We start from the raw sequence: 25,827 nt of genomic DNA, 5'->3' as shown, positions 1-25,827 counted from the left end.
CACTTTCACCTCTACTCCTTTGTGATCTCGGGATCGCCTGCTGTCGCCCCAGGAGCAACCTCTACAGTCTCAATATCATCTCTATAATAGTTGCCGGTTTCAAGTCCCAGGATTTCGGCCAGTTCTTTGCCGGAAATCGTCTCCTTCTGAAGAAGATAGTCGGCCGCTTCATCCAGTTTCTTCCTGTAATCCGAAAGAACTCTCTTCGCCCTTTCATAACACGTCAGAACTATTGTCTTAACCTCTGAATCTATCTCACTGGCAATTTCTTCAGAATAGTTCTTCATCCTTGTGAGCTCTCTTCCGAGAAATACTTCCTCTTCCTCTTTGCCCCAAGCGATTGGTCCCAATCTCTCACTCATTCCAAACTGAGTGACCATACTCCGGGCCATCGCACTTGCTCTTTCCAAATCGCTTGCAGCACCAGTGGTAATCTCGCCAAATACCAGATCTTCCGCCGCTCTTCCTCCTAGGGCCTGAGCCATATTGTCTAACAGCTCAGACTTAGTTATTAGATACCTGTCCTCTAGTGGCAGGCTTTCCGTGAAGCCGAGGATCGAAGTGCCGCGAGGAATTATTGTAACCTTGTGCACAGGAAAGGCTTTTGGAAGAATCAGACCTACTACGGCATGTCCTAGTTCGTGATAGGCAAGTATCTTCTTCTCACGATCGTTTATTCTCCGAGATCTCTTAGCCGGTCCAGCAAGAACTCTATCGATAGCTTCCTCAAGTTCAACCATTCCAATCATCTTTTTCTTCTTTCTAGCAGAGAGAATTGCTGCTTCATTGATCAGATTCTCCAGGTCCGCTCCAACAAACCCTGGAGTTCTCCTGGCAAGCAGCTGGACATCAACTTCAGGGTCTATAGGTTTACCTCGCATGTGTATCTTCAGGATCTCTGTTCTTCCTTTCAGATCTGGCGGATCAACTGAGATTTTCTTGTCAAATCTACCTGGGCGCAGCAAAGCTTTGTCCAGAATATCTGGTCTGTTCGTGGCCGCAATAACTACAACTCCGGTCCTGGCATCAAATCCGTCCATTTCGACAAGAATCTGGTTCAACGTCTGCTCTCTCTCGTCATGGCCGCCCCCGAGTCCTGCTCCTCTGTGTCTACCCACGGCGTCAATTTCATCAATGAACAGAATCGCAGGCGCTGAAGACTTAGCCTGAGTGAAAAGATCCCTAACTCTTGCCGCTCCAACTCCAACGAAGAGTTCGACGAAGTCCGATCCGCTTATGAAGAAGAAGGGAACCCCTGCTTCTCCCGCCACAGCTCTTGCAAGGAGCGTCTTCCCCGTTCCCGGAGGACCCACCAATAATATACCTTTGGGCATTCTTGCCCCTGTTTCTGTGAACACCGAGGGATCCTTCAAATAACTGACAATGTCGGCTAGCTCCTGCTGGGCCTCCTCAACTCCCGCAACATCCTTGAAAGTCACGTGTTTGTCAGTGTTGACATATTTCTTTGCCGGACTCTTAGTGAATGTGAAGGCCTGTGAATTGCGGCCAGACATAGATCTCATCAAGAAGAACCAGATGAATACGATTATTGCGAGAGGAATCATAGTTCCAAGAAGATTCACCCAGAAGAGAGAATCGCTTCCTCTTTCGAATGTGATGTTTACTCCTCTCTCCGCCAATCGGTCTATGTGATTCTGAAAAGTTTGAGTCATAAGAGTCTGAGAGGGGACATACGTCTCAAGTGATCTTCTGGGGTTATCTCCTGTTATGTACACGACTTTTCCATTATCGTAAACAACTATATCAATAATATTATTAAAGTCATCCAGGAACTTAGTGTAGGGAACTACAACACTTGTCTCAGTTGGATATAGGCCCCTGAGTGCAATTAGCAGGAATATGCCCAAAACAACATAGAAGAGAATCATTCCAATCCTGGGCTTTTGATCCACAGAACTACCTCCTTTCAAGGCAAAAAACTACGCTGTCGAGACTGGAGGGGCAAACTCTGCAAAGCTCGCTCGTGACAACACCTGGAATCCAGAGGATATCTCCAAAAGCGTTTTCAAGAACCATAATTCTGCTTGAGAAGCCCTTCAAACCTTTCTCTGTAACTACATCGATAACTTTCTTATTTCTTGACATTCCAAACGGGATGATCTTGTCTCTTTCATCCATCGGCCGCAAGCTCAAAGGGAAGGAGAGCTTATCACCCGAACATATGCTATTAAAGGCACCGTCCAATCTTTCGATCATCGCTTCCGGAACTTCTTCGTTGCATTCCAGGGAAATCTTCCATCCTTCTAGTTCACGGCTGAAAGGGAGAGAGTCTATACTTTGCCTTTCGATCCGCTTGAATCTAAGTTCTCCCCCGTAGAAGAAGACATATCTGCCGATCTTCGAGGCCTTGATATCTTCTCTAAACTCAACAGTCCACCCTCCTCTACTAGAAATCAGGAGATCGAAAAAGGCAACAACTCGCTCTCTGGAGGGTGGATACTTGTCAGAACTAAGAATAGAAACGATCTCTCTCACCATCTCCAACAAAACGGCCCTTTCAACTTCTTTAAGCTTCAAGGCCTCCACAAAAAAAACACCGTCTGCGAATTCGATCTGCTCCAGAACCTCTTCAACCCTTTCATGGATCAGTGCATATCCATCATTGATGTTTTCAAAGAACCGCCACACGGCCTCATTAAGTGCTGAGTTTATCTTTCTAAGCTCCGGAATGATTCTCAGACGAACGTAATTGCGCTCAAAATCATCCTCAGAGTTGGTTTCATCCTCCATAAATGTAACCCTGTTAATTGTAACATAATCTATAATACGTTGCATATCGCTGAATAGCAGAGGTCTTATCAAATCGCCACCTAACGGGCGCAGTCCAATCACACCTTTCATGCCAGTTCCCTTCACGATTCTTAGCAGGATATTTTCTACAAGATCGTCTCGATTATGCCCTACGGCGATTAAATCTGCACCGATAGACATCTTAACTTCTCTCAGAAAACAATATCTTACTTCCCTCGCCGCAGACTCTATCGACAAACCGCGCCTCTTTTTCAAAAGCTCATTAACATCTCGTCTTTCGTGAAAGAAGGGTACCGACCGCGCCCGACAGAAATCGCCAATCATAACTGCTTCCTCGACGGGTCCCTTCCTTCGAAGACCATGGTCGAGATTTGCGGCAAAGAGGTCTATTCCCAGCTCCGATTTAAGATTTATCAGAACATTGAGAAGACACATTGAGTCCTTCCCTCCAGAAACTGCTACAAGAATTTTCTGACCACTTTCTATTAGGTCCCATTTCTTGATGAATTCGAGGACTTCCTTCTCGAAATCACTCATTTGCACCACCACCAATAATAATGCGCCCGTAAGGGGCGCATCTGGAGCCAACGAAGGGACTTGAACCCCCAACCTGCTCATTACGAATGAGCCGCTCTACCGGTTGAGCTACGTTGGCACCTGGTTCCAATTCTATATCACCGCTTTTCCTATGTCAATCTGTCATGACGCATAAGAGACGCTTCTTCGTTCCCTTATAACAGTCACCTTAATAACACCGGGATATTCGAGTTCCTCTTCAATTTTCTTGGCAATATCTACGGCCATTTTCTCGGCCAGCAGATCATCAACCTTTTCTGGCTCTACAATTACCCGAATCTCTCTCCCTGCCTGAATTGCGTAGGCCTTTTCTATATGCTTGAATCCGGTCGCAATGTTCTCCAGGTTTTCAAGTCGTTTAATATACATATCAAGCGACTCTCTTCTAGCTCCTGGCCTTGAAGCAGATACAGCATCTGCAGCGGCCACAAGAACCGCTTCAGGGGTCAAAGCCTCCGTCTCACCATGGTGATACTGTATCATATTGACAACCTGAACCTTTTCCCCGTACCTCTTGGCAATCTCTCCCCCAATAATCGCATGAGATCCCTCAACTTCGTGATCAATTGCCTTTCCAATATCGTGAAGGATCGCCCCCCTTTTCGCTTTGTCAATGTTCAAACCCAGTTCGGAAGCCATTAGAGCTGCAAGATGTGCAACTTCAACAGAGTGCTGCAATACGTTCTGACCGTAACTCGTCCTGAACTTAAGCCTTCCTAGTAGTTTGACAAGCTCTGGGTGCATCGAGGGAATACCTACTTTCATCAAAGCTTCCTGACCCGCTTCTTTTATTTCACTGTAGATCTCTTTTTTTGACTTTTCGTACATTTCCTCAATCCTGGCAGGATGAATTCTTCCATCTTCAACGAGCCTATCCAATGTCATCTTTGCGATCGCCCTCCTAAGAGGATTGAAACAGGATACCACAACAACTTCAGGTGTATCATCGATCACGAGATCCGAACCGGTCAACTTCTCAAATGCTCTGATATTCCTTCCCTCTCTGCCTATGATCCTTCCCTTCATCTCATCGGAAGGAAGGCTTACCGCGCTTACAGTTATATCGCCCGTATAATCTGCCGCATAGCGCTGGACTGAGTTGACGATTACCCATTTCGCGTATCGATTGCCTTCTTCGTCGTATTGATCTTTCATCTCCTTAAGCTTCTGAGCAAGATCATGTTCGTAGATTTCTTCAGCTCTCCTCAGGACTATCTCTCTGGCATCCTCCATCGAAAGGTCGGCAAGGCTGAACAGTTTCTTCTCTGCTTCTTCTTTCATCTCTTCAACACGAGCCCTTTCGATATCCAACTGTTGTCGAGTCCTCTCAATAGCTTCTTCCTTTTTATCGATGTTATCTTCTCTTCTGGAAATCCTTTCTTCCCATTGCTTCAGTTCTTCTCGATCTCTCTTGAAATCCTTCTCTTGCTCCTCACGAAGCCTGTGGAGTTCTTCACGGCCTTCTAAGAGTGCCTTCTTCTTAAGATGATCCGCCTCTTCCTGAGCCCTCTTGATTATCGACTCTGAATCCTGTTTTGCGGATTTCAGTTGAAGCTCAAGCTCATCCTTTGCCTTCTTCACAGCCAAAGGGGTGAGTATAAAATAAGCCAGCGCAATACCCGCTGCCAGGCCGGCTATTATACCAATCAGTAGCATCATAGTTTCTCATCGCTGGTCCTTTCACCTAGCCTTCGAGGAAACCAGCTCCCTCCCTTCATGATTTCTCTTTGATCTCCTCAATAATCTCATCGATTATCGAAGAGGAAAACCCTCTTCTGTAGAGTTTTCTTCTTATCTTATCAGGATCAGTCAATTCTGTGTTGCCTGCAGCTCTTTTTCCAATCTCTTTCAAGTCGCAACTGTCCAGTTCTAATTTAATTGTATCGTCAATTACCTCTTCTGAGATTCCTAACCCAAGAAGCTCCTGTCGAAGCCTGAACGGGCCTTTGTAATGCACATTCAGTCCGTCGCTTACATAGAGTCTGGCGAAAATGCCGTCGTTAACTAAGCCCTGCTCTTCCAGCTTTTCAATGACCTCTTTGATCTCTTTCTCAGAATACCCCTTCTTGAAGAGCTGTACTTCGATTTCCCTTCTTGACCTCAACCTGTATTTCAAATATCTCAAAGCATCTTTCATTGGATCTGAACTCATCACTTGTCGTCTTCCTTCTCCTCTTTCTTGACTTCCAGGAGCGGCAAACCAAACTTCGTCCTTAGCCTGTTTTCAATCTCGAGCATCAGCTCGGGGTTTTCCTTCAAGAATTCTACTCCATTGGCCTTGCCCTGCCCAAGGCTTACTTCACTATTATCAGGAGTCATGTAAGCGTACCATGCTCCCTTTCTATCTATCATGTTCTCAGAAACCGCAAGATTGAATAGCTCGTTTGCATGCTCGATCCCTTGCCCGTAAATTATGTCAACCTTGGCTTCTCGAAATGGCGGGGCAACTTTGTTCTTCACAACTTTAATGGTTGTCTCGTTTCCAAGAACTGTGTTTCCTTCTCTTATAGCACTGCCCCTCCTAACCTCAAGTCTTACCGAAGCATAGAATTTCAGTGCGACACCCCCGGTTGTTGTTTCAGGATTACCGTAGACTACCCCGATTTTCATTCTTGTTTGGTTAATGAAAATCACGATGCACTTCGATCTACTTACGTTCCCAGAAATCTTCCTTAGTGCCTGTGACATAAGCCGAGCCTGAAGACCAACCTGCAGTTCGCCCATCGCCCCCTCAATCTCGGTGCGAGGCACTAAAGCTGCAACAGAGTCCACTACAATTAGATCGACCGCACTAGACCTGATTAGGCCATCAACAATGTCCAGAGCCTGTTCTCCGTAATCAGGCTGAGATATCAAGAGATTGTCAACATCCACCCCAAGATTCTGCGCATAATGGATATCGAGAGCGTGCTCTGCATCGATAAAGGCAGCTATCCCACCCCGCCTCTGAACTTCTGCAATAGCATGCAAGGCAATTGTCGTCTTTCCGCTCGATTCAGCACCGTAAACCTCAACTACTCTGCCCCTTGGATAACCCCCCACTGTAAGGGCAATGTCGACAGCAAGTGAGCCGGTTGAGATCACTTCTATACTCTTCTGATCTTCTTTATCTCCCATAAGCATTACCGAACCCTTGCCAAACTGTTTCTCGATATCTTTTATTGCTCTATCAAGTGCGTTTTTCTTATCCTTCGACAGCATGTTCAATCAGTCCTCCTTCAAAGCTGCATGTGAAGACCTTTCTGTACCTAGCTCCTTCCCTGGAGAGAATCGATTCGAATATTGTGGCTTCTCCGACAGGAAATATCACTCGTTCACTATCAAGTGTACTCAAGAATTTCCGCCACATTGGCGGACTGAATTTCATCCTGCCTACAGTCAAATGCGGTCTAAAATTATCTTCAACAGGCAGATTCATTGCTTCAAGAACTACTCGCGTCTCTCTCTGTAGATTAATGAGACTCTGATTTCTTTCAATTCCTACCCAAATAACCTTTGGCAAGTCCTTATGTTTGAAGTAACCTATGCCTCCAGTTTCCAGAGTGAATGAAGGAAACCCTCTCAGTCTACGCGACAACATCGATGCCAGTAGAGAGAGTCTTTCCGGCTCTATGTTGTCAAGAAATGCAAGAGTAACGTGAGAGTTTACTCCCGGCACCCATGATGCCTTGAACCCCATCCTTCTAAGCCTTTCCGAGATACTGTCTATCATGGCGGAAACCCTGTCGCCTGTATCAACTGCGATAAAAGAGCGCAAGTCAATCCCCCCCTTTGAAAATGTCTAGATTCTTAAACAGGTAGTTGGCTCCACTCGCTGCCGTGACACCTGCGACGAAGACCTCAAGCCACAGCACCAATGCTTGAGAGGGGAAATCCCATAGCAAATTCATGTAGAGAATTACCAAGAGAATCATTTGAGAGAACGTCTTAACCTTTCCGAGAGCATCAGCCGCGATCACTTTTCCCCTGCTCGAGGCAACCATTCTTATCCCTGAGACAAGCGTGTCTCTAAAGATCAGTATGAAAAGGAACCAGAGACTGACTCTCGAAATCGCCATGAAGCCCAGGAAGACTGATGTAACAAGGATCTTGTCAGAGATCTGATCTAGAAACCTCCCCAGATCCGTAACGAGACCACGCTTTCTTGCTATTCTCCCGTCAAAGAAATCTGTAAGTGAAGCAATTCCGAAGACAAGGAATGAAAAGTAGTAACCGACGACATTCCCACTCATTAGCAATAGAAGGGTAGGTAAAGCGAGCACCATTCTCGACAGGGTAAGAATGTTAGGCAAGTTCATCAAGAACAACACCTTCCATGTCATGCTCGTAAGTATCTGTGATTCTGGCTTTCAAGAAAACTCCTTCCTGCTTATGGCCCTTCAAAACAACCACTCCATCAACATCAGGAGCGCTGTTATATGCTCTTCCCAGCGTGTAACTTTCACCGCTCTCCTCAAGCAACACAGTAACTACCTTTCCTTTAAAGTCTGAAAGGCGCTCCGCTGAAATCCGATCCTGTTCGTCAAGCAGAAGCTCAAGCATCTCCTTTGCCGCATTCTTGCTTACAGTAAGCTTCTTATCGAATGCTGGCGTTCCTTCCTCTCTTGAGTAGACAAAACCTCCGAGTCTATCGAACCTAACACTTCTTGCAAAATCGACAGTCTCGTTGAATGTAGCTTCACTCTCACCTGGGAATCCGACCATTATTGTCGTTCTCAACACAGCATGAGGTGCTTTTTCTCTGATTCCAAGGAGCAAATCGCGTAACTGTCTAGAGTTCTTTGACCTGCCCATTCTCTTCAGGATCTCATCGGAACCACTCTGAACAGGTATATCGAAATAATCTACTACCTTTGAAAGCGAGAGAATCGAATCTATCAGTTCATCTTCCACATGATCGGGGTGAAGATAAAGAACCCGTATCCAGAAATCTCCTTCAAGATCATTCAATTTACCGAGAAGTCCGGCAAGAGTGACTCCCTCATCCAGATCTAAACCATATTGCGTACAGTCCTGAGATACTAGAACGATCTCTTTCACACCTTGTCGCACCAAAGAAAGAGTCTCTTTAACTATGCTTTCTGAAGTACGACTTGCCGCAAAACCTTTGAAGTTGGGAATTGAACAGAAAGCACAATTTCTGTTGCAGCCGTCTCCAATCTTCACGTAAGCACTATATTTTTCAGCGACTCTGGTGGAGTACTCGTAGACTCCATCAGGTTCACCAATGAAGAATACCTCATTTCTCTCGATAAGATCAGCGAGCGTTGCCGGGCTTGTGACTCCAACTAACCCATCAACTTCGCGGATCTCAGATTTCAATTCTTCGAAATATCTTTGAACAAGGCACCCGACTGCAAGTACTCTTAGATTCGGATTGTGCTCTTTGTAGGAAAGGGCCCTGAAGATCTCTTCCAGGCTCTCCTTCTTTGCATCGTCGATAAACCCGCAGGTGTCTATAACTAGTAAATCCGCACGCGAAGCATCTTTTACTATCTCATGGCCCCTGCTTCTCATAATGCCCATGAAATTATCCATATCGGCAATATTCTTTGAGCATCCCAGAGAGAGAACTCCAAACTTCATAGTCTTTCCTTTCTTTTGAAGAGGTACAGCTCCCTGATTCGCATGAGTTCTTCAATATACTCCCGATCCCGATAGTTCGGATAAGTGTATGGAAGTGGTGTAAAAGCACCATTGACGAAAATGAGAGTTATCTCAGCAGAGATGCCGTCTCCAATATAGATACGATTCGCCCAATGCTTAGTTGATGCGAGAACAAACTGAGCGTGATGAACATAGCCCGGATCTAGATTTACTTTTCTCTTCCCTTCCAGTCCGAATTTCTCTTCAATATCGTTTGTAATTCTCTTTATGAGGGAAAGTTGTTGAGGGTGTACGAGCCTCTTAAAAGAAAGCAGCTTGCCTTTAAGACCAAATCCCATCTCATCGTTGTAATAAGATGTGTATTTATCGAAATCCAGCGATTTCGATATATAGTCTGCCGGTCCAAACTCCTTCTCAAGAACAGGTTGAATTTCCTGAAGCCTGTAATCTATGTATGAACCGAAAGCGAAGACAACGAGATTGACCATTTCCGTTTCTCTATAGCTTCCCATCACTTTACACTCACTTCCGCCAGTGGAATACTCACATTCACCATCTCGCCTCCGCCCCTAACCGTATACCTTCCGGGCAGATCTTGCTCAACAACCAATTTATCATTTCGTCTTATCTTTAGTACCAAATGCTCACCAGGTTCAAGAACATACCCCTCATCACCGAGAAGAATTCTGAGACGAGAAGAGAGGTCGAAAAAACCGACTTCAAATTCGGTAGACTGCGATTCTCTTATGTATCTAAAAATGTAAAGAGATTCTACAAATAGGAAGAGAGAAATTATCAGCAGTACTACCGATGCTACCTGGCTATTAAGTCTTGCTCTCTTTCCCATAAAAAGCGCTCCAGTCGAAATTATGGATATTCTACGGATAATTATAGCACGTTGCTATGGCACATTTTCTGAGTGGCGCCATCAAAAGATGTATGTATATAATCGTGATATAATTTTCACAAATACGCCTGCCGGGAGGTTGATCAGCAATGGATAACACAAAAATCCCAAAACCTACTATAAAGAGACTCGCCGTATACCACAGGTGCCTGGAAAACATGGTTATCTCAGGAGTGGCAAGCGTATCCTCAAATGATCTGGCAGAAAGGCTCGGGATTAAAGCCAGTCAAGTGAGAAAGGATCTTTCATATTTTGGAGAGTTCGGAAAGAGGGGTGTCGGTTATAGTACAAAGCTTCTTCTTGATAGTATTAGCGAAATCCTTGGGATAAGGAAGAAGTGGAAGACCTGTATAGTGGGGATGGGAAACCTTGGTATGGCGTTGGCCAACTACCCCGGACTTGAGAACTCCGGTTTCATTGCAAAAGCGCTCTTCGACAACAATCCAAACAAAATCGGTATTCCAATGCCGAACGATCTTGTAATAGAATCAACAGAAGTGTTAGAGGAAATTGTGAAGAAAAGGCAAATAGAGATTGGTGTAATCACTGTTCCCGCGAACGCGGCCCAAATCATCGCTGATTTATTGGCAGATGCGGGTGTCAAGGGGATTGTCAACTTCGCTCCAATCCGCCTTACTCTGCCTCCTGGCATAAGCAATGAGGAAATTGACATTTCTGTCTCATTCAGATCACTTGCTTTCAATATGACATTCGGTTCTTCCAGAAAAGGGAGAAGAGCTTAATGGTTCTTGTTTCAATAATCGGAGGAAGCGGGGCCGGAAAGACGTCCGTAACCAACGTAATCTTCGATCATTTCAACGAAAGAGCAGCTGTTCTCTCGATGGATGACTACTACAAAAACCTGGATCCTGGAACTGATCCGAGAGAGTTCAATTTCGATTCTCCGAAAGCCTTTGACTTTGAACTCTTTGAACAGCACCTCAAATCCGTTAAGCAGAACAAAAGCATTATGGTTCCAGTCTATAGCATGGTCACGTACAGGCGAGAAGAAGGAATCTGTAGAGAGTTTAGGCCTAAACCGCTGATTATCGTCGAAGGGCTCCTGGTAATGTTCAAGAGGGAAATGAGGGATCTCTTCGACTTCTCAATATACATAGATGCTCCGGCAGATGAAAGGCTTATTAGAAGGATAGAACGTGATACTAAAGAGCGAGGTAGATCCGTAGACAGCATAATAGAACAGTATAGAAAGTTTGTCGCTCCGTCTTTTGAAAGTTTCATTGAACCCCAGAAGTACTTTTGTGATATAGTTTTACCTGACGGGGCCGCGAACACTACCGGTCTTAATGTCATAATCAACGCCATTGAGAACATGTTGAACAAGTGATCGGGCTGGAGGTGTAGAGTGCCAAATAGAATACTCTCGGTCATTGTGTTTCTGGTAATCGCAATTCTTTCCTTTTCCTTTAGCCAGAAAGTGATCATTGAGGATTTCAAGAATTACATTAGTGATTATGTAAGCCAAGAGCCGCAGCTGCCCAAAGTTGTCAGGCTCAATCAGGACCTTGATTATCTGTCAATCTACAGGATGTACAAACTCCAGATGGTTGGGAGCATTGAAAAGAAAGAGAGTTCAACGACTATCGCCGGGTTGCTGACCAGGCATCTCGGAGCTTTCACAGACATTGACGACTTTCGCGATAACGACGACAAGATAGCCTATAGCGCCTTTCTTGCATGGGTTCTAACAGACATCTCAGGAAAACCCTTTGAGACCTATACGTTAAATGAGATGCCGGCATATCTTGAGGTCTTCAACTCCTACACGACAAGAGTCAGGAGCATGGCAGAGACTGTCTATAAGGAGTGGATAGCATTCGCTCTTGGCCTCGTGAAGAGCAAACCTGAAGCGTTTCCCGAGGAACTGACTATAACAAACTCTTTTTCTTCCTTCAACCTTGCAGTAGACGCTCCTGCAGAGTCGGAACAAGAAATTCTGAGTCTTTCAGATACCAGGATACTTGAAGCCCTTAACTCTACGATCTCGACCTTGAGTTCGAAAGAGTACCGAGTAGACACTCTTGTTGATGAAGAAGTAAACAGATTGGCAATTCAGACTGCTATGGATCTAGCTCAGATTTCCGGTCCTGAGATGATGGCATCTGGGAGAGAACTCTTTCGGCTATGGCTTCTAAGATCTATGGCTCTGATTGATTATGCTCCCTTTTTCCCGGAGTCGATCCCGGTGAAACCGAAAGAATTGGCAGGGTTTGAGCTTGGCACTGAACCAGATGACTCTGAGTATCGAGAACTAATGGACGTCCTTGATGAGAATCCAGAAATAAAGGCTCAAGTCTTTGAAAAGATTCAGATGGGCGCCCAGCTGCTTTCGATTAAGCAATTCACTCCGGTCGGCCTAATCGAGAATGACATCACCAGTGAAGTGAGAAAGATCATACCCATTCAAACAAACATAATGGGTCGGATAAGGAACGAGCTCTCAGCCAACCTCGTTTCAAGCGTTGAAAAGAAAATCGATCTCTGGTGGTTGAGAATTGTTGCCTACGCATTGCTGGTTGTTCTGGGATTCACTCTCTTCAACTCTGTCAAGAAGTATCTGTTAGGTACTATCATCATTCTTGAAACCTTGTACATATTCTTCATTGGTAACATTGCTGTTGGCATCTTCGATCTTTCTCTGCATTCAATAGTGGCATTGCCCGCCTTTGCATTCGCGTTCATTCTGACCGTTTCTTCGCTAATGAATAGGAGAAAGAGAAACAGAGTTCTGCTCTTGAAACTGCTAATGCTTTTTCTCATAGCCATTCTGCCATTCCTTAATCTTTTTAACGAGCAAACAGAGCTTTCAATGGACAGTTTCGATGGATTCTACGATTCAGTTTACTATTCAACTCTGAAGAGCGATGTGTTTCTTGCCCCTGAGTCGATGATCAGCCTGCAGACAAGAGAGTTGAACTCACTTGTTTCGAGCGAGTTGAACACTCTGAAAAGAGTCCTGAGGATAATCATCACCAACAAACTGAACTCTTTTTCATCCGAGGCAGGATTGACCTACAGTATAGACGCCAACGGAAGATTGAGGGTAACGGCCCCGGCCTTTAGTGAGTATTTGTCTATTGAGAACCAGGCCGTATATGCATCCGAGTTGCAGGACCTCACAAAAGATATCAATAGCTTCATAAGAGACAGCAACAGAAATAGTAAAGGTTACGCCAATGCCGTTTCGAAATTGCTGGACACTTCAGAGACAATTGTCAAATACGCTGGACAAACAATGAGAAAGGATTTCACCACTTCACTTGAAGATACTCTAGGATCAAGACCTGAGCTTTCCATCGCTTTGGACGATTACCATCAAAGAATCGATCCGCTGCTAGAAAGCAAACCCTCGCCAATCCCGGTCAAAGTCTACAGAGTTCCAGAGTTTGCGGCGCTAGTAGTTGCTCTTTTTTTGCTGACGATTACGCTATTTGTTGTAAAGAAACCTGTTATCTCTTATATCCACCTTGCAGTAATTGTAGTATTCCTGTTAATACAGCTCCCAGGCCTGAGCGATCTAAATCTCTTTGTCCAAGGTGGTTCTCCGATGCTGAGTGTGCCTATTGAACCTTCGATAAACATTTTGTTTTTGGTAGTTTTTGCGGGTATAATTGTGTTATCAGTTCTATGGATCTTACTATCTCATAAGAAAGGGAGTGTTGTTGAATGAAACTAAGACTATTGTTGGTGTTCTCACTTATTCTCATGTTTGCTCTCCCAGTAATGGCAATGAAGGTAATCATGATTACTGACGTTGGGGGGCTCGGAGACAAGTCATTTAATGATGGAACTTGGGAAGGAATTGTCAAGGCCTCTGACTTCCTGGGAATTGACAGAGAAGTCGTACAATCAAAGGAACAGTCCGACTATATCCCTAATCTGTCAAACGCAGCAAAGGAAGCAGATATTATCTTCGCAGTTGGCTTCATGATGGCCGATGCGCTGTATAAGGTTGCTCCTCAGTTCCCGGATACTTACTTCGTAGGCATAGACATTGACCCTGTTGAGAACATGCCGAATAATGTAGCAACGTATCTCTTCAAAGAACAAGAAGGAGCTTTCCTGGTAGGTTATGTGGTAGCGGCCATGACAGAGACCAACATGGTAGGCTTCGTTGGAGGTCTTCCAATTCCTCCAGTTGAAAGATTCCGCTACGGCTATGAGGCCGGAATAAGAGTGTACGAAGAGATACACGGAAAGACGATAAGCATGCTTCAGGGATACACTATGGATTTCAACGATCCTAAGAAGGGTAAGGACCTTGCCATCGCTCAGTTCGCAGAAGGCGCCGACATTGTCTTCCATGCAGCTGGCGCGTGTGGAAATGGTGTCATTGAAGCTGCGGCAGAAAAGGGAGAAGGTTTCTTTGCAGTTGGTGTCGATGTTGATCAGGATTACATGGCTCCTGGAAGAGTCCTAACAAGTTCTGTCAAGAGAGTTGACATGGCTTCCTATCAAGCCGTTATGAGTATCGCTCTCGGAACTTTCGAACCCGGAGCAAAGACACTCGGAATAAAGGATGAAGGTGTTGGAATTAGTCCGATGACCTACACTAAGGATGTTGTTGGACCGGTTATTCTCGGCGAAGTTGAGTTCCTTAAGGGTCTTCTAAAAGCCGGAACGCTTATTGTTCCTGATACTCAAGAGAAGCTCGATGCGTTCGTTGTTCCAGATATAACCCTTCCGTAATGGAATTAATTCACACAATCGTGTGATATCAAAGATCGGGAGAGCGACCTCTCCCGATCTTTCGTATCATGAACGATGGAGGTGAGCGTGTGGAAGAAAGCTACGTTGAAAGCCTCGATCTCTCAGGTATCGCAGTAGCTATGAAAGGAATTGTGAAGACCTTCCCTTCCGTTGTTGCTAATGATCATGTGGATTTCTTTGTTAGGAAAGGCGAAATACATGCGCTTGTGGGCGAGAACGGAGCAGGAAAGTCTACTCTCATGAATCAGTTGTATGGGCTTTATACTCCTGACGAAGGAGAGATCTTCATAAATGGTAAGAAAACAGTTATCAACGGGCCAAAGGATGCTATTGACATAGGAATCGGGATGGTCCACCAACATTTCATGTTGGTGGATAACCTGACTGTCGCTGAAAACGTAGTTCTAGGTTCAGAACCGAAGTACGGTCCCTTCAAAATGTTCATGGACACTAACAAGTCGCGTAAGATCGTTACGGACTTGTCTAAAAAGTACGGACTAGCCGTTGATGTGGATGCTTTTATTGAAGACATTCCAGTTGGTATGCAGCAAAGAGTTGAGATTCTGAAGATCCTATTCAGGGGTGCCGAGATTCTCGTTTTCGATGAACCGACAGCCGTTCTAACCCCTCAGGAGACCGAAGAGCTTTTCAAAATACTTAGAGTGTTAAGAGATAATGGAAAGACGATTATTTTCATCACTCATAAGCTAAATGAAGTCATGGCTATTACCGATAGGGTGACAGTTATGAGACTCGGGAAAGTAACCGGTAAGGTGAACACCAAAGACACAAATCCCAGACAACTTGCAAACATGATGGTCGGAAGAGAAGTTCTCCTAAGAGTCGAAAAGGAAGAGAAACGCGCCGGCGAAACCGTTCTAGAAGTCAAAGATCTCCATGTGAAGGATAATCGAAACTTAGATACGGTCAATGGTGTCTCGTTCTCGGTTCGTCAGGGGGAAATTGTGGGAATCGCCGGCGTAGCAGGTAACGGTCAGACAGAGCTTATCGAGGCGATCACCGGTCTTAGGAAAGTTGATAAAGGAAACATATACTTGAGTGGCGTTGATCTTACTAATCAAACGGCGCTTGAAATAAGAGAAGCTGGTTTGACACACATCCCTGAGAATAGACTGAGAAGGGGAATGATAGCCCAGTATCCAGTCTATTACAACCTCATCCTTGGTAAACAAGACGAAGAGCCCTTTTCTCAAGAGGGGTTCATAAACCTTAGAAACGTAAAGGAATTCTCAAGAGGCGTAGTAGATGCTTTCGATGTGAGACCAAAGAACATAAACATGCTCGCTGGCAACCTCTCGGGCGGGAATCAGCAGAAGGTTGTCGTGGGCCGAGAACTGAGCGTTGTTCCGATAGAACCGAAAGTTGTGGTAGTCTCTCAGCCCACCAGAGGTCTGGATATCGGAGCAATCGAGTTTATTCATAAGACTTTGATTTCGATGCGCGGCAAGGGCATTGCCATGCTTCTAATCTCAATGGAACTCGATGAGATTTTTTCTCTCTCTGACAGGATACTTGTCTTCTATGAAGGAGAGATTATGGGAGAAGTTACTCCAGATGAAGTCGACAGAGAGGAAATAGGACTTATGATGGCAGGGCATAAAAAGGCCGAAGTCGTTAGGGAACGGAGTGATGAAGGATGAATACCAGCAAGATCTACGCATTACTAGTACCGATCGTCTCCGTTTTGATAGCTCTCCTGATAGCTTCCGTGATTATTATCATGATCGGTAAGAACCCAATTACTGCATATTCCATAATGATTGACGGCGCGTTTGGTAGTCAGGAAGCACTTGCAGATACTATTATGAAGATGACACCCCTGATTCTAACCGGTCTCGCAGTCGGGTTCGGATTCAGAGCAGGAGTCTTCAACATAGGCGCTGAAGGCCAGATGACGATGGGTGCCCTAATAGGTGCAATAGTAGCCATGAATATCGGGGGAATTCCTTCGGTTATTGCCATCCCTCTTTCAATTATAGTCGGAATGCTCGCAGGTGCCTTCTGGGCATCAATAGCTGGTTTTCTGAAAGCTTTCACTGGAGCGCATGAAGTTATTTCAACGATCATGCTCAACTGGATTGCAGCTAACCTTGCTTCCTATATGGTGACCGGACCCTTGGCGGTCGGCTCCGGTACTCCGAAGAGTCCGGAAGTTGCAGAAGCATCGAAGCTTCCGGTAATACTAAAAGTTCAGGCTACTGAACTAAGCGTTGGGATTTTCATTGCCATTGCTGTAGCGATCATAATGTACATCCTGATAGAGAAGACCACCATCGGTTACAAGTTAAAGGCCGTAGGATTCAACCAGCATGCGGCTGAGTATGGTGGTATTAGTATTAGAAAGAGCATAATTCTTACAATGGCAATTAGTGGTGCTCTTGCTGGTATGGCAGGAATCGTCGACCTCATTGGAGTTCCTCCTCATAGATTCGTCGGCGAACTCACAGGGGGAAGAGGATTTGACGGTATCACCATTGCGTTAATTGGGAGAAACCACCCAATCGGAATAATTTTTGCGGCTCTTCTGATAGCAGCCTTAAGAACAGGCTCCAACGCGATGCAGATTAGAGCCCAAATCCCTAATGACATCGTATCGATCATTCAGGGGATAGTAATCTTCCTTGTGGCTGCTGAGAGAATTGTCTCCACTCTTATACTGTGGAAGCGAAAGAAAGGAGTGACTGCTATATGAGCTGGATCGAAGCGATCTTCGCAATACTTGTCAACCCCCTATTCTATAAACTCACTTTGCTCTCTGCGACTCCTTTAATATTCGCCGCTCTTGGAGGCACTTACAGCGAAGTCACCGGCGTTACGAACATCGCTCTTGAAGGTATTATGCTCATGGGAGCTTTTACCTCGATCGTCTTCACCCTACTTTCTGGTAACGCCTGGATCGGTGTACTAATGGCCGTCATCATAGGAACGGGGTTCACCTGGTTCCACGCATGGGCAAGTATTAGGTGGTCGGCTAATCAGATAGTTAGTGCTACCGCTCTTGTGATAATCGCTCAGGGAACAACTTCATTCCTGATGATTCCGATCTTTGGAAACGAAGGCCAGACCGATTTCATTGGAAGAGTTCCATACCTTGACGCAGGTTGGTTGAAGGGTATCCCTTTCATAGGCGAGATTTTTGGCTCTATGAGTCCTTTTACGTATATCGCAGTAATTGCGGTTGTTGCCAGCTGGTTCTTACTGTACAGAACACCTCTTGGTCTTCAAATGAGAGCGGTCGGAGAAAATCCTGAAGCTGCTGATACTCTAGGAATAAGCGTCTACAAGATCAGATATTTCGGAGTTCTAATGAGTGGAGTTTTCGCAAGTCTTGCCGGGGCCTTTCTTTCGGTCGGTGAACTGGGAAGATTCGTTGAGAATATGATTCATGGAAGGGGATTTATTGCTCTTGCCGCTATGATCCTCGGAAACTGGAATCCGGTTGGGGCCATGTGGGCTGCAATACTGTTTGGAGCGGCGGAAGCGATGAACCTGCAGTTACAGAGTAGTTCAATTGTGTCGGTATCGGCAGGTGTGAAACCATTATTCAATATGATTCCATTTGTTGTCACGCTGATAGTGGTGGGCGGTTTTATTGGCAAGACGCGATCACCTGCTGCTTCGGGAATACCTTACGAAAAAGAATCCTGATTACGAAAACAAGAGGCCTTTCGGGACCTCTTGTTTTACACAAATCTCAGAGCCTGTTGAAGTCTGTTCAAAGTCTTGTTTCTACCGAGAAGAAAGATAACATCAACAAGTTCTGGCCCTTCATCAGCCGCTGTTAGAATATGTCTCAAGGACATGTAGAACCCCTTTCTATCGGGTTTGAATTCGTTGAGAACTGCTCTGATCGTCCCGACTATTTCATCGTTGTTCCATGCATCAAGATACTCTATTCTGTCTTTGAAGGCCTCAAGAGCCCTATAGATTCCCCTATCGATATCACTAGAGGGGTTGAAGGTAGAGATTTCCGGCTCTTCGAAATAAAGATGCATTTTCTCCGGCACTTCCAATAGGGTTTCCACTCCCTTTCGAACGGAGTCAATTGCCCTTCTCAACCACTTCCTATTGGCGATGACTTCTTCTGAAGACATTAGACCTGCTCTCACAATAAACGGAATCGTCAGATCGGTTATCCTATCCAAATCGCATTCACGAATGTAGACCCCGTTCATCCATCTTGCCTTGGCCTCATCGAAGATTGCAGCGCTCGTATTCACTCTCTCAATCGAAAAGCTTTCGATTATCTCCTCGTGTCGTAAGATCTCCTTACCATCAGGATGTGACCACCCTAGTAAAGTAAGAAAATTGAAGAAAGATTCTGGCAAAAAGCCTTTCTCTCTGAATTGCTCTACAGATGTATCTCCATGTCTTTTGCTCAACTTCTTTCCATCTGGCCCAAGAATCATCGACAAGTGTGCAAAAGATGGTATTGGTGCTCCAAAAGCTTCATAAAGAGCAAGTTGCCTTAGGGTATTAGATAGATGATCATCTCCTCGTAAAACGTGAGAAATCTCCATAGAAATGTCATCAGCAACTACCGCAAAATTATATATTGGTTGACCGTTGGACCGCATTATCACAAAGTCTCCAATTGCTCCCTCTTTGAAAACGACCTCGCCTTTGATTTTATCGGGAAGCCTGTACTCCTTGCGTGGCATGTTAAAGAAGACAACCGGATTAAGTCCTTTGGCTTCGAACTCCGAAACCCTTTCTGGCGAGTTGAAGACCTCCAGCATCTCTTGAGAATAATGAGGTGCCTTTCCTTCCGAAAGCATTTCATCGTGAAGCGCTTCAATGTCTTCAGGATAAGCATAGACATTGTAGGCTAGCCCCCTTTTAAGGAGATCGAATACCATCTCGCTGTAAACTTCTCCTCTTTCACTTTGTCTATAGGGCCCAAAGGACCCACCCACATCGGGTCCTTCATCCCAGGTGATCCCCAACCACAAAAGTGACTCCATGAGTTGCTCCTCAAATTCCTTTGTGGATCTTGAAACGTCGGTATCTTCAATACGAAGGACGAGCTTGCCGCCGTAATGCTTCGCAAACAGGTAATTGAACAACGCAGTTCTGGCACCACCAACATGAAGGTATCCAGTAGGGCTGGGCGCAAACCTTACTCTAATCATCATCATCACTTTCCCTTCCAGCAAAAGCAAGTAAAATCCCCGAAATACTCTTGCTATCAGTTATTTGTCCGTCAACAATCATTCTGATCGCCTCTCTTGAGTCGATCAGAATCGGCACCACAAACTCTCCTTCATCGGGACAGGGATCCTGAACCCTTTCCACCTCTGCAAGGTAGATATGAATTATCTCATCGGAAAATCCCGGCGAAGTCTCAATCGTAGTCAGTTTGCGTAAGTATCTTGTAACATATCCCGTCTCTTCCAGCAGTTCTCTTCTGGCGCAGTCTTCTGGGTTCTCACCGGCATCAAGCTTTCCGGCAGGTATCTCGAGCATGAACTTCTGAACGGGGAAACGGTATTGCTTCACGAGCAGCAATTTATCATCTACGAATGGAACGACAGCAACGGCACCGGGATGACGAACAACCTCTCTAAACGCCGTAGTACCGTCTTGGATTGAGACGGTGTGTCTTTCAAGATCAAGAATTCTGCCCGAAAAGATTTTCTCCTTTCTTATCGAATGCTCCATCTTACTTCTCCATCTCAAAATGCAGTGGCAGGAGCTCATAGGAAGTAGTTCTCTTGGTTATTCCATCGCCCACTAGAATCACCTCGAAATTTCCAAATTCTGCCATGAACTGTCTGCAGGCCCCGCACGGAGAAGTCGGTTCCTTTCTGTTACTAACTATTGCAATACTCCTGAACTTCCTGTATCCTTGTGAGACAGCCGAAACAATCGCAGATCTTTCGGCACAGATGGAAAGTCCATAAGAACTGTTTTCTACATTGGTTCCAACGAACACTTCGCCTTCCTCAGTAAGCAAGGCCGCACCAACAGGAAACCCTGAATATGGCGAATAGGATCTATCCTTTGCCTCAATAGCTTTCTGAATTAGCATTATCTCCTCTGATTTGTCTTTCATCAACCTTCCTCCTGTCAACAATGAGCCTGATCTTCTCAACTTTATTCTTTCCAGCAGCGAGGATCTCAAAAGTAAAGCCATTAACAATTATCTTCTCTCCGACTTCCGGAAACCTTTCAAGTACTTCCAGAAGATAGCCTCCTATTGTCTCAAACTCAGTATCTGGAAAATGGTGCTCAAGTTCTCTCTCGATATCATTTATTGGTGTCATTCCGTCAACAATGAACTCGCCTTCTCCTAGCCTCTCTATCATAATCTCTTCGGACTCTTCGTCATACTCATCCAGGATCTCACCGGTAAGCTCTTCAATTACATCTTCCATTGTTATTATCCCTGCTGTCCCGCCATACTCATCGATAACTACCGCGAGATGATTCTTCTTCTCTCTGAATTCTCTTAACAGATCATCGACTTTCTTCGTCTCGGGCACGAAATACGGTGCTCTCATAATTTCCTCGACACTAATGCTATGCAGGACTTCGTTATCCTTCCTTTCGAGTAAGAAATTTAGCAGATCTTTCGCGTAGCAAACTCCGACAATTCTATCAATGTTTTCTCTGTAAATAGGATAGCGAGAATAGCCTTCCGATTCTACTAATTCCATTAGGTCAATTAGCGGCTTTTCCTCTTCAAGTGCAACGATTTCCACCCTTGGAGTCATAATCTCCTTCACCGAGATGTCCTTCAATTCGAGCGTCCTCTTCATAATCATTCTCTCTTCCGACTGAAGAACCCCTTCTTCATGGCCGGCATCGACGGCCGACCTAATCTCGTCTTCGGTTATGAAGGGAGCAAAATCGGCTTTCTTACCTCCAATGAAGACTATAAAGAAATTCGAGATGCGTAACAGAAGCCACAAAAGAGGTTTCAGAATCATCGTGATTACGGAAATTACCGTTATCATTTTTCTAAAGAGTCTTTCAGAGTTTTCTCTTGCAAAGATCTTCGGAGTGATCTCTCCAAACACAAGTATTAAGAATGTCATAACTCCCGTAACAAGCGCTGCGGCAATCCCTGCGGAGTTGCTCGGAAGGAGCTGCAGTGCAAGCAAGGTTGCGAGTGATGAAGATAGTATGTTCACAACATTGTTCATGACAAGTATAGCCGTAAGAACCGAATTAGGGTTCTCTACGAAATACCTAACAGACTTGCTGAACCGCTTTTCTTTGTCATCCATAAGATCGCGTAGCTTCAATTTGCTCATCGACATGAGAGCCGTTTCAGTTCCAGAGAAGATGCCCGAAAGATAGAGAAGGAAGCCAAGCAGTGCCAGATTCAGTATAAGCGAAACAGGGTCCCCGCTACTAGTAGGGTCTTCCACTTCTTATTTGCACCTCCAAATCAATAATGATACGGTCTGTTGTCAAGAATAGTATGTGCCCTGAAAAGCTGCTCCAAAAGAATTAGAACGGCCATTTCATGCGTAAATGTCATTCTTGACAAGGACAGCTGTTGCCAGCCCTTCGATAGAACCTCTTCACTAAAACCCAAGGGTCCCCCAATGAAGAAAGTCAGGCCGCTTACTCCTATATTTTGCCATTTTTCAAGCATTCGTGCAAACTCTTCCGATGAGCGATGTTCTCCTAGTTCGTCAAGAAGGAGTATCTTGTCGCTCGAGTTGGCTATTTTCAAATACCTCTTGCCTTCTCTCTCTTTGACTATCTCCTTGTTCCTGGAGGTGTTGCCTCCTAGAGGGAGATACTCAATACCAACTTTACCAAAGCTGCTGAGCCATTTTCTATACTGGTCGATACCCTCAACAACAAAACTCGACTTTGGCTTCCCCGTTGCAAAAATCCTGATATTCATCTTACTATCTTTCCACTCTTGATTACTCCCTTTACGAGATCTCTAGAGAAATTGTAGACGATTTCACTGTAATCCTTCACCTTCAGAAGCAGCAAATCGGCATCGTATCCTTGCTCTACTCTACCCTTTCTACTCTCAAGACGCAAAGCGTATGCGCTATTCGCAGTGTAAGCATTTATCGCTTCTTCTACGGAAAGACCACAACGCGAAACCGCCAAGAATATTATTAAGAAAGGGTTATAGATGTTGCAGGAACCGGGATTGAAGTCTGAGGCTAATGCAACTATAGCTCCCCTATCTATCAATTCGCGACCTCGTGCAAAATCCTCATTAAGGAAGAAAGATGTTCCAGGCAGAAGAGTGCAAACTGTATCGCTCTTCGCCAGGAGTTCTAATGTCTCATTGTCTGCGGAGATCAAGTGATCGGCGGAGGTGGCTCCAAGCTCAACCGCTAACCTTCCGCCTCCTGATGATGAAAGTTCATCCGCGTGGAGTTTCGTCTTGAATCCCATTTTTTTCGCCTTACTCAAATACTTTCTCGACTGCATTTCGTTGAACACACCCTTCTCGCAGAAAATGTCAACCGTATCGGTGTATTCTCCAAGTTCAGAGAACATGTCTGCCATCGAATCCAGAAATTCCTCTGCAGATCGATACTCCTCTGTCAATGCATGGGCACCCAGAAAAGTGGGAATAATGTCCATTGGGTGAATGGAATTCAATGTCTTAAGAACCTTCAGCTGCTTGAGTTCGTTATCCCTGTCGAGACCGTAACCGCTTTTGCCCTCAATAGTAGTAACTCCAAGAGAAAGCATCGCGTCAAGGTATCCCATTGACTCGGCCACAATTCTGGAAGCAGGAGCGCTTCTTACTTCTCTTACGGTTGACCTGATACCCCCTCCTGCATTCATTATGTCCATATAACTCTTCCCAGAAAGCCGCATTATGAACTCATCACTTCTACTGCCGACAAACGGGATGTGGGTATGACAATCGACAAATCCGGGAATAACCACCAGCTGGCTGCCATCAACATACTCGTTCGCCTTCACAAATTCGCTACCGACATAAGTAATCTTGCCTCCCTCAATTGCAATGTTCACACCGCGTTTGATTTCAAGAGAGGACATTTTCTTGCCCCTTAACGGCCCCAATTCTGGAGGTGAAGCAGTCTGCAAGACGTCGACAATTGCCAAATCAACCAACATCTCTAACTATCCTTGTCTGCAATGAAATCCAGCACCTTCTTCTCAAGAATTGAGGAGCTGGAAAATCTCTCGAGCCTAAGATAATGATCAGCAACATCAACAAGTGCCTGAAGTGGAGTAAGTCCTACTATTTCAGATCCTACAATCGGAACTCCGTACCTTTCAGCTTCCGACCTTATCACTTCGAATACCCTGAATAGAGGAGTCTTTTTGTAATTGGTCATGTTCATCGAGATCTGAACCATATTCCTGTCCTCTAGTCTGAAGCCAAGCGCCTTCACATACCGAAATCCTCCGCTTATATGTCTGATTGACTTCGCGATCTTATTTGCAATCTCGATTTTGTCAGTTCCCAAATTTACGTTGAAAGCGATAAGATACTCTCTACAACCCACCGCCACAACACCTGCAGAAGGATGAATCTCTGAAGGACCAAAATCAGGTTTCCACTGTTCGTCAGCGATCTTCGAAGCAAAGTTTTCGAACTCTCCTTTTCTTATGTTTGAGAGACTTACACGCTCCGAACAAGTCGCGGAGTCTTCATACAGGTAGACTGGAATCTGTAGCTCGTCACCAATTCTCTTTCCCAGTTTCTTGGAGAGTTCCACGCATTCCTCCTTTGTCGTGTTCATAACTGGAACGAGAGGAATAACATCAGTTGCTCCCATCCTCGGATGTTCACCAGAATGGTTTCTTAGATCGATCAGTTCTTTTGCTTTAAGAGTCATATTGAACAGAGCAGTTTCAACTGCTTCGGGTTCACCGGCAATCGTAACGACAGAACGATTGTGATCAGCATCACTTGAATAATCTAAAACCCATACATTCTTTACCTTACTGGACTCTTCGACAATCTGTTCGACCACATCCAGCCTTCTTCCTTCACTGAAATTTGGCACTGATTCAATGAGTCTCATCTGTACCTCCTCAAACAAACTGCTATTCATGTTCTCTATCGTACTCGACCTCTTTACCTGTGTAACTTTGGACAATACCCAACTGTAGCGCGAATATCATCGATGACGATCCACCGTAACTTACAAATGGCAAAGGTATGCCCGTGACTGGCAGAAGCCCCAGATTCATTCCGATATTCTGTACCACGTGAAAGGCAAAAACAGCGAATATCCCGCTAAGAACTATTCTACCAAACTCACTTGTGGTTTTTCTGGTAATCGACCAGATTCTCCATAAGAGCAAAGAATACAACACTATAAGCGAAACGGAGCCTATGAAACCCCATTCCTCCCCCAGAACCGAGAAAATGAAATCTGTGTGATCTGCTGGAACGTATCCAAGTCTGTTCATAGTACCCTGAAGCATTCCGGTACCTTCAAGACCTCCAGAACCAATTGCTCTGATTGCCTGAATAGTATTATAGGCGGCACCTGACGCATATTCTTCTGGATTCAGGAAGCTGAGGAGCCTATCCCTTTGATATGGCTTGAGCCCGAACATAAAGACAACTGGAACAAAGAAAGCAATCAAAGCAGTCATCGCAATCATCAGTTTATCAAATCTCTTGCTGATGAGAGTAACAAAGTACCAGATTACTACAATTATGATCGTCGAACCGAGATCGGGTTCCAGATAAATCAGACCTGCAAAGATGGCGGCAGAGAGAACACCAAGAGAGAAAAGGCCGTATTTGTTTTTCGCTTCCCTAGAATAGATGAACCCCAAGAAAAGTATCAAAGAGAATTTGGCCAGCTCGGATGGCTGAAAACTGGCGATGCCCAGGTCTATCCATCTTCTTGAACCTTCTCCAGAACCCAAATAGAGAACTGCGACCAAAGTGACTACGGAAGCAAAAATCAAGACAATAGACATACTCTTCCAAAAGTTTCTCTTAATCACATACGCCGTGAAAACGAAGACAGCACAAGAAAGCAGCACCCAAACCAATTGCCTTCCGAACAGATACTCCTCTCTCTCACCAAAAGTCGCGCTAAACAACACGATGAGGCCAAACACCATTATAGAAATCATGAATATTGGAAGTAAAAACTCTGCTCTTCTCCTCATTAATGCTCTCCTCTCGCCCGAAACAATTATATATCTTAATTATTCTACTTGAGATTCTAGATGTTGATTCGCCGACAGTGGTCACGTCGTCTCAGACGTAATGCATCATAATTAAA

The 25,827-nt window shown here is 45.0% G+C and carries 25 protein-coding genes and 1 tRNA gene; 7 read left to right on the top strand and 19 right to left on the bottom strand.

Annotated elements, in window-relative coordinates; genetic code table 11:
- Window positions 1-11 precede the first annotated feature (11 nt).
- The 11 genes from ftsH to RJ60_RS01545 all read right to left on the bottom strand — a co-directional run bounded on the left by ftsH (window position 12) and on the right by RJ60_RS01545 (window position 9,802).
- Window positions 12-1,913 carry an ATP-dependent zinc metalloprotease FtsH gene (gene ftsH, locus RJ60_RS01595; RefSeq protein ID WP_103133927.1) on the bottom strand — a complete coding sequence of 634 codons (1,902 nt, stop codon included), beginning with the start codon at window positions 1,911-1,913 and terminating at the stop codon, window positions 12-14.
- Window positions 1,914-1,917: 4 nt separating this feature from the next.
- Window positions 1,918-3,309 carry a tRNA lysidine(34) synthetase TilS gene (tilS, locus tag RJ60_RS01590; protein WP_103133926.1) on the bottom strand — a complete coding sequence of 464 codons (1,392 nt, stop codon included), beginning with the start codon at window positions 3,307-3,309 and terminating at the stop codon, window positions 1,918-1,920.
- Between the two features lie 42 nt (window positions 3,310-3,351).
- A tRNA-Thr gene (locus RJ60_RS01585) sits at window positions 3,352-3,427 on the bottom strand.
- A gap of 44 nt (window positions 3,428-3,471) precedes the next feature.
- On the bottom strand, window positions 3,472-5,007 hold the full coding sequence (rny, locus tag RJ60_RS01580) for a ribonuclease Y (RefSeq protein WP_103133925.1): 1,536 nt from the start codon (window positions 5,005-5,007) through the stop codon (window positions 3,472-3,474).
- A gap of 55 nt (window positions 5,008-5,062) precedes the next feature.
- On the bottom strand, window positions 5,063-5,485 hold the full coding sequence (locus tag RJ60_RS01575; protein WP_258006155.1) for a regulatory protein RecX: 423 nt from the start codon (window positions 5,483-5,485) through the stop codon (window positions 5,063-5,065).
- Between the two features lie 14 nt (window positions 5,486-5,499).
- A complete protein-coding gene (gene recA / locus RJ60_RS01570) occupies window positions 5,500-6,549 on the bottom strand; it encodes a recombinase RecA (protein ID WP_099830663.1) in 1,050 nt (349 codons plus the stop codon).
- Entirely contained in the window at window positions 6,533-7,105 is a 573-nt protein-coding gene (gene thpR, locus RJ60_RS01565; protein ID WP_099830662.1) for an RNA 2',3'-cyclic phosphodiesterase, read from the bottom strand. The genes recA and thpR overlap by 17 nt, the downstream gene beginning before the upstream one ends.
- Window position 7,106: 1 nt before the next feature.
- Complete coding sequence (gene pgsA / locus RJ60_RS01560; RefSeq protein WP_099830697.1) at window positions 7,107-7,646, bottom strand: CDP-diacylglycerol--glycerol-3-phosphate 3-phosphatidyltransferase; 540 nt, start codon at window positions 7,644-7,646, stop codon at window positions 7,107-7,109.
- Window positions 7,633-8,934, bottom strand: coding sequence for a 30S ribosomal protein S12 methylthiotransferase RimO (rimO, locus tag RJ60_RS01555; protein ID WP_099830661.1), 1,302 nt, complete (start codon window positions 8,932-8,934; stop codon window positions 7,633-7,635). The genes pgsA and rimO overlap by 14 nt, the downstream gene beginning before the upstream one ends.
- Window positions 8,931-9,467 (bottom strand): DUF4416 family protein, encoded by a 537-nt coding sequence (locus RJ60_RS01550; RefSeq protein ID WP_099830660.1) that lies wholly within the window; start codon window positions 9,465-9,467, stop codon window positions 8,931-8,933. Before RJ60_RS01550 ends, rimO begins: the two co-directional genes overlap by 4 nt.
- Entirely contained in the window at window positions 9,467-9,802 is a 336-nt protein-coding gene (locus tag RJ60_RS01545; RefSeq protein WP_099830659.1) for a hypothetical protein, read from the bottom strand. Before RJ60_RS01545 ends, RJ60_RS01550 begins: the two co-directional genes overlap by 1 nt.
- 149 nt (window positions 9,803-9,951) lie before the next feature.
- Here RJ60_RS01545 and RJ60_RS01540 point away from each other — a divergent pair, with 149 nt between their 5' ends.
- The 7 genes from RJ60_RS01540 (at window position 9,952) to RJ60_RS01510 (ending at window position 18,262) form a co-directional block, all read left to right on the top strand.
- Window positions 9,952-10,605 (top strand): redox-sensing transcriptional repressor Rex, encoded by a 654-nt coding sequence (locus RJ60_RS01540; protein WP_099830658.1) that lies wholly within the window; start codon window positions 9,952-9,954, stop codon window positions 10,603-10,605.
- Entirely contained in the window at window positions 10,605-11,210 is a 606-nt protein-coding gene (gene udk, locus RJ60_RS01535) for a uridine kinase (RefSeq protein WP_103133924.1), read from the top strand. Before RJ60_RS01540 ends, udk begins: the two co-directional genes overlap by 1 nt.
- 18 nt (window positions 11,211-11,228) lie before the next feature.
- Window positions 11,229-13,553 (top strand): hypothetical protein, encoded by a 2,325-nt coding sequence (locus RJ60_RS01530; RefSeq protein WP_103133923.1) that lies wholly within the window; start codon window positions 11,229-11,231, stop codon window positions 13,551-13,553.
- Window positions 13,550-14,572, top strand: coding sequence for a BMP family protein (locus tag RJ60_RS01525; RefSeq protein ID WP_099830655.1), 1,023 nt, complete (start codon window positions 13,550-13,552; stop codon window positions 14,570-14,572). Before RJ60_RS01530 ends, RJ60_RS01525 begins: the two co-directional genes overlap by 4 nt.
- Before the next feature lie 140 nt (window positions 14,573-14,712).
- Window positions 14,713-16,254 (top strand): ABC transporter ATP-binding protein, encoded by a 1,542-nt coding sequence (locus tag RJ60_RS01520; RefSeq protein WP_180979884.1) that lies wholly within the window; start codon window positions 14,713-14,715, stop codon window positions 16,252-16,254.
- Window positions 16,251-17,306, top strand: coding sequence for an ABC transporter permease (locus RJ60_RS01515; protein ID WP_099830653.1), 1,056 nt, complete (start codon window positions 16,251-16,253; stop codon window positions 17,304-17,306). Before RJ60_RS01520 ends, RJ60_RS01515 begins: the two co-directional genes overlap by 4 nt.
- Window positions 17,303-18,262, top strand: a complete 960-nt coding sequence (locus RJ60_RS01510; protein ID WP_099830652.1) for an ABC transporter permease — start codon at window positions 17,303-17,305, stop codon at window positions 18,260-18,262. The genes RJ60_RS01515 and RJ60_RS01510 overlap by 4 nt, the downstream gene beginning before the upstream one ends.
- Before the next feature lie 35 nt (window positions 18,263-18,297).
- On the opposite strand, the gene gltX is transcribed toward RJ60_RS01510, so the two are convergent.
- The 8 genes from gltX to RJ60_RS01470 are packed head-to-tail and all read right to left on the bottom strand — an operon-like array spanning window position 18,298 to window position 25,711.
- The gene (gltX, locus tag RJ60_RS01505) at window positions 18,298-19,746 is read right to left on the bottom strand and encodes a glutamate--tRNA ligase (protein WP_103133933.1); all 1,449 of its coding nucleotides are present in this window, start codon (window positions 19,744-19,746) and stop codon (window positions 18,298-18,300) included.
- A complete protein-coding gene (locus RJ60_RS01500) occupies window positions 19,739-20,275 on the bottom strand; it encodes an NUDIX hydrolase (protein ID WP_099830651.1) in 537 nt (178 codons plus the stop codon). Before RJ60_RS01500 ends, gltX begins: the two co-directional genes overlap by 8 nt.
- 1 nt (window position 20,276) lies before the next feature.
- Complete coding sequence (locus RJ60_RS01495; RefSeq protein ID WP_099830650.1) at window positions 20,277-20,669, bottom strand: cytidine deaminase; 393 nt, start codon at window positions 20,667-20,669, stop codon at window positions 20,277-20,279.
- Window positions 20,623-21,990, bottom strand: a complete 1,368-nt coding sequence (locus RJ60_RS01490) for a hemolysin family protein (RefSeq protein ID WP_103133921.1) — start codon at window positions 21,988-21,990, stop codon at window positions 20,623-20,625. The genes RJ60_RS01495 and RJ60_RS01490 overlap by 47 nt, the downstream gene beginning before the upstream one ends.
- A 20-nt stretch (window positions 21,991-22,010) precedes the next feature.
- Window positions 22,011-22,478: a 23S rRNA (pseudouridine(1915)-N(3))-methyltransferase RlmH gene (locus tag RJ60_RS01485; RefSeq protein ID WP_103133920.1), complete on the bottom strand. Its 468-nt coding sequence runs from the start codon at window positions 22,476-22,478 to the stop codon at window positions 22,011-22,013.
- Window positions 22,475-23,686, bottom strand: coding sequence for an imidazolonepropionase (gene hutI, locus RJ60_RS01480; RefSeq protein WP_103133919.1), 1,212 nt, complete (start codon window positions 23,684-23,686; stop codon window positions 22,475-22,477). The genes RJ60_RS01485 and hutI overlap by 4 nt, the downstream gene beginning before the upstream one ends.
- Window positions 23,687-23,688: 2 nt before the next feature.
- Window positions 23,689-24,603, bottom strand: coding sequence for a glutamate formimidoyltransferase (ftcD, locus tag RJ60_RS01475; RefSeq protein WP_103133918.1), 915 nt, complete (start codon window positions 24,601-24,603; stop codon window positions 23,689-23,691).
- Window positions 24,604-24,625: 22 nt separating this feature from the next.
- On the bottom strand, window positions 24,626-25,711 hold the full coding sequence (locus tag RJ60_RS01470; RefSeq protein ID WP_103133917.1) for an FtsW/RodA/SpoVE family cell cycle protein: 1,086 nt from the start codon (window positions 25,709-25,711) through the stop codon (window positions 24,626-24,628).
- Window positions 25,712-25,827: the final 116 nt, after the last annotated feature.

The sequence above is a fragment of the Mesotoga sp. B105.6.4 genome, from assembly GCF_002896535.1.
Taxonomy (GTDB): domain Bacteria; phylum Thermotogota; class Thermotogae; order Petrotogales; family Kosmotogaceae; genus Mesotoga.
This window is presented reverse-complemented; position numbering and strand designations above follow the sequence as displayed.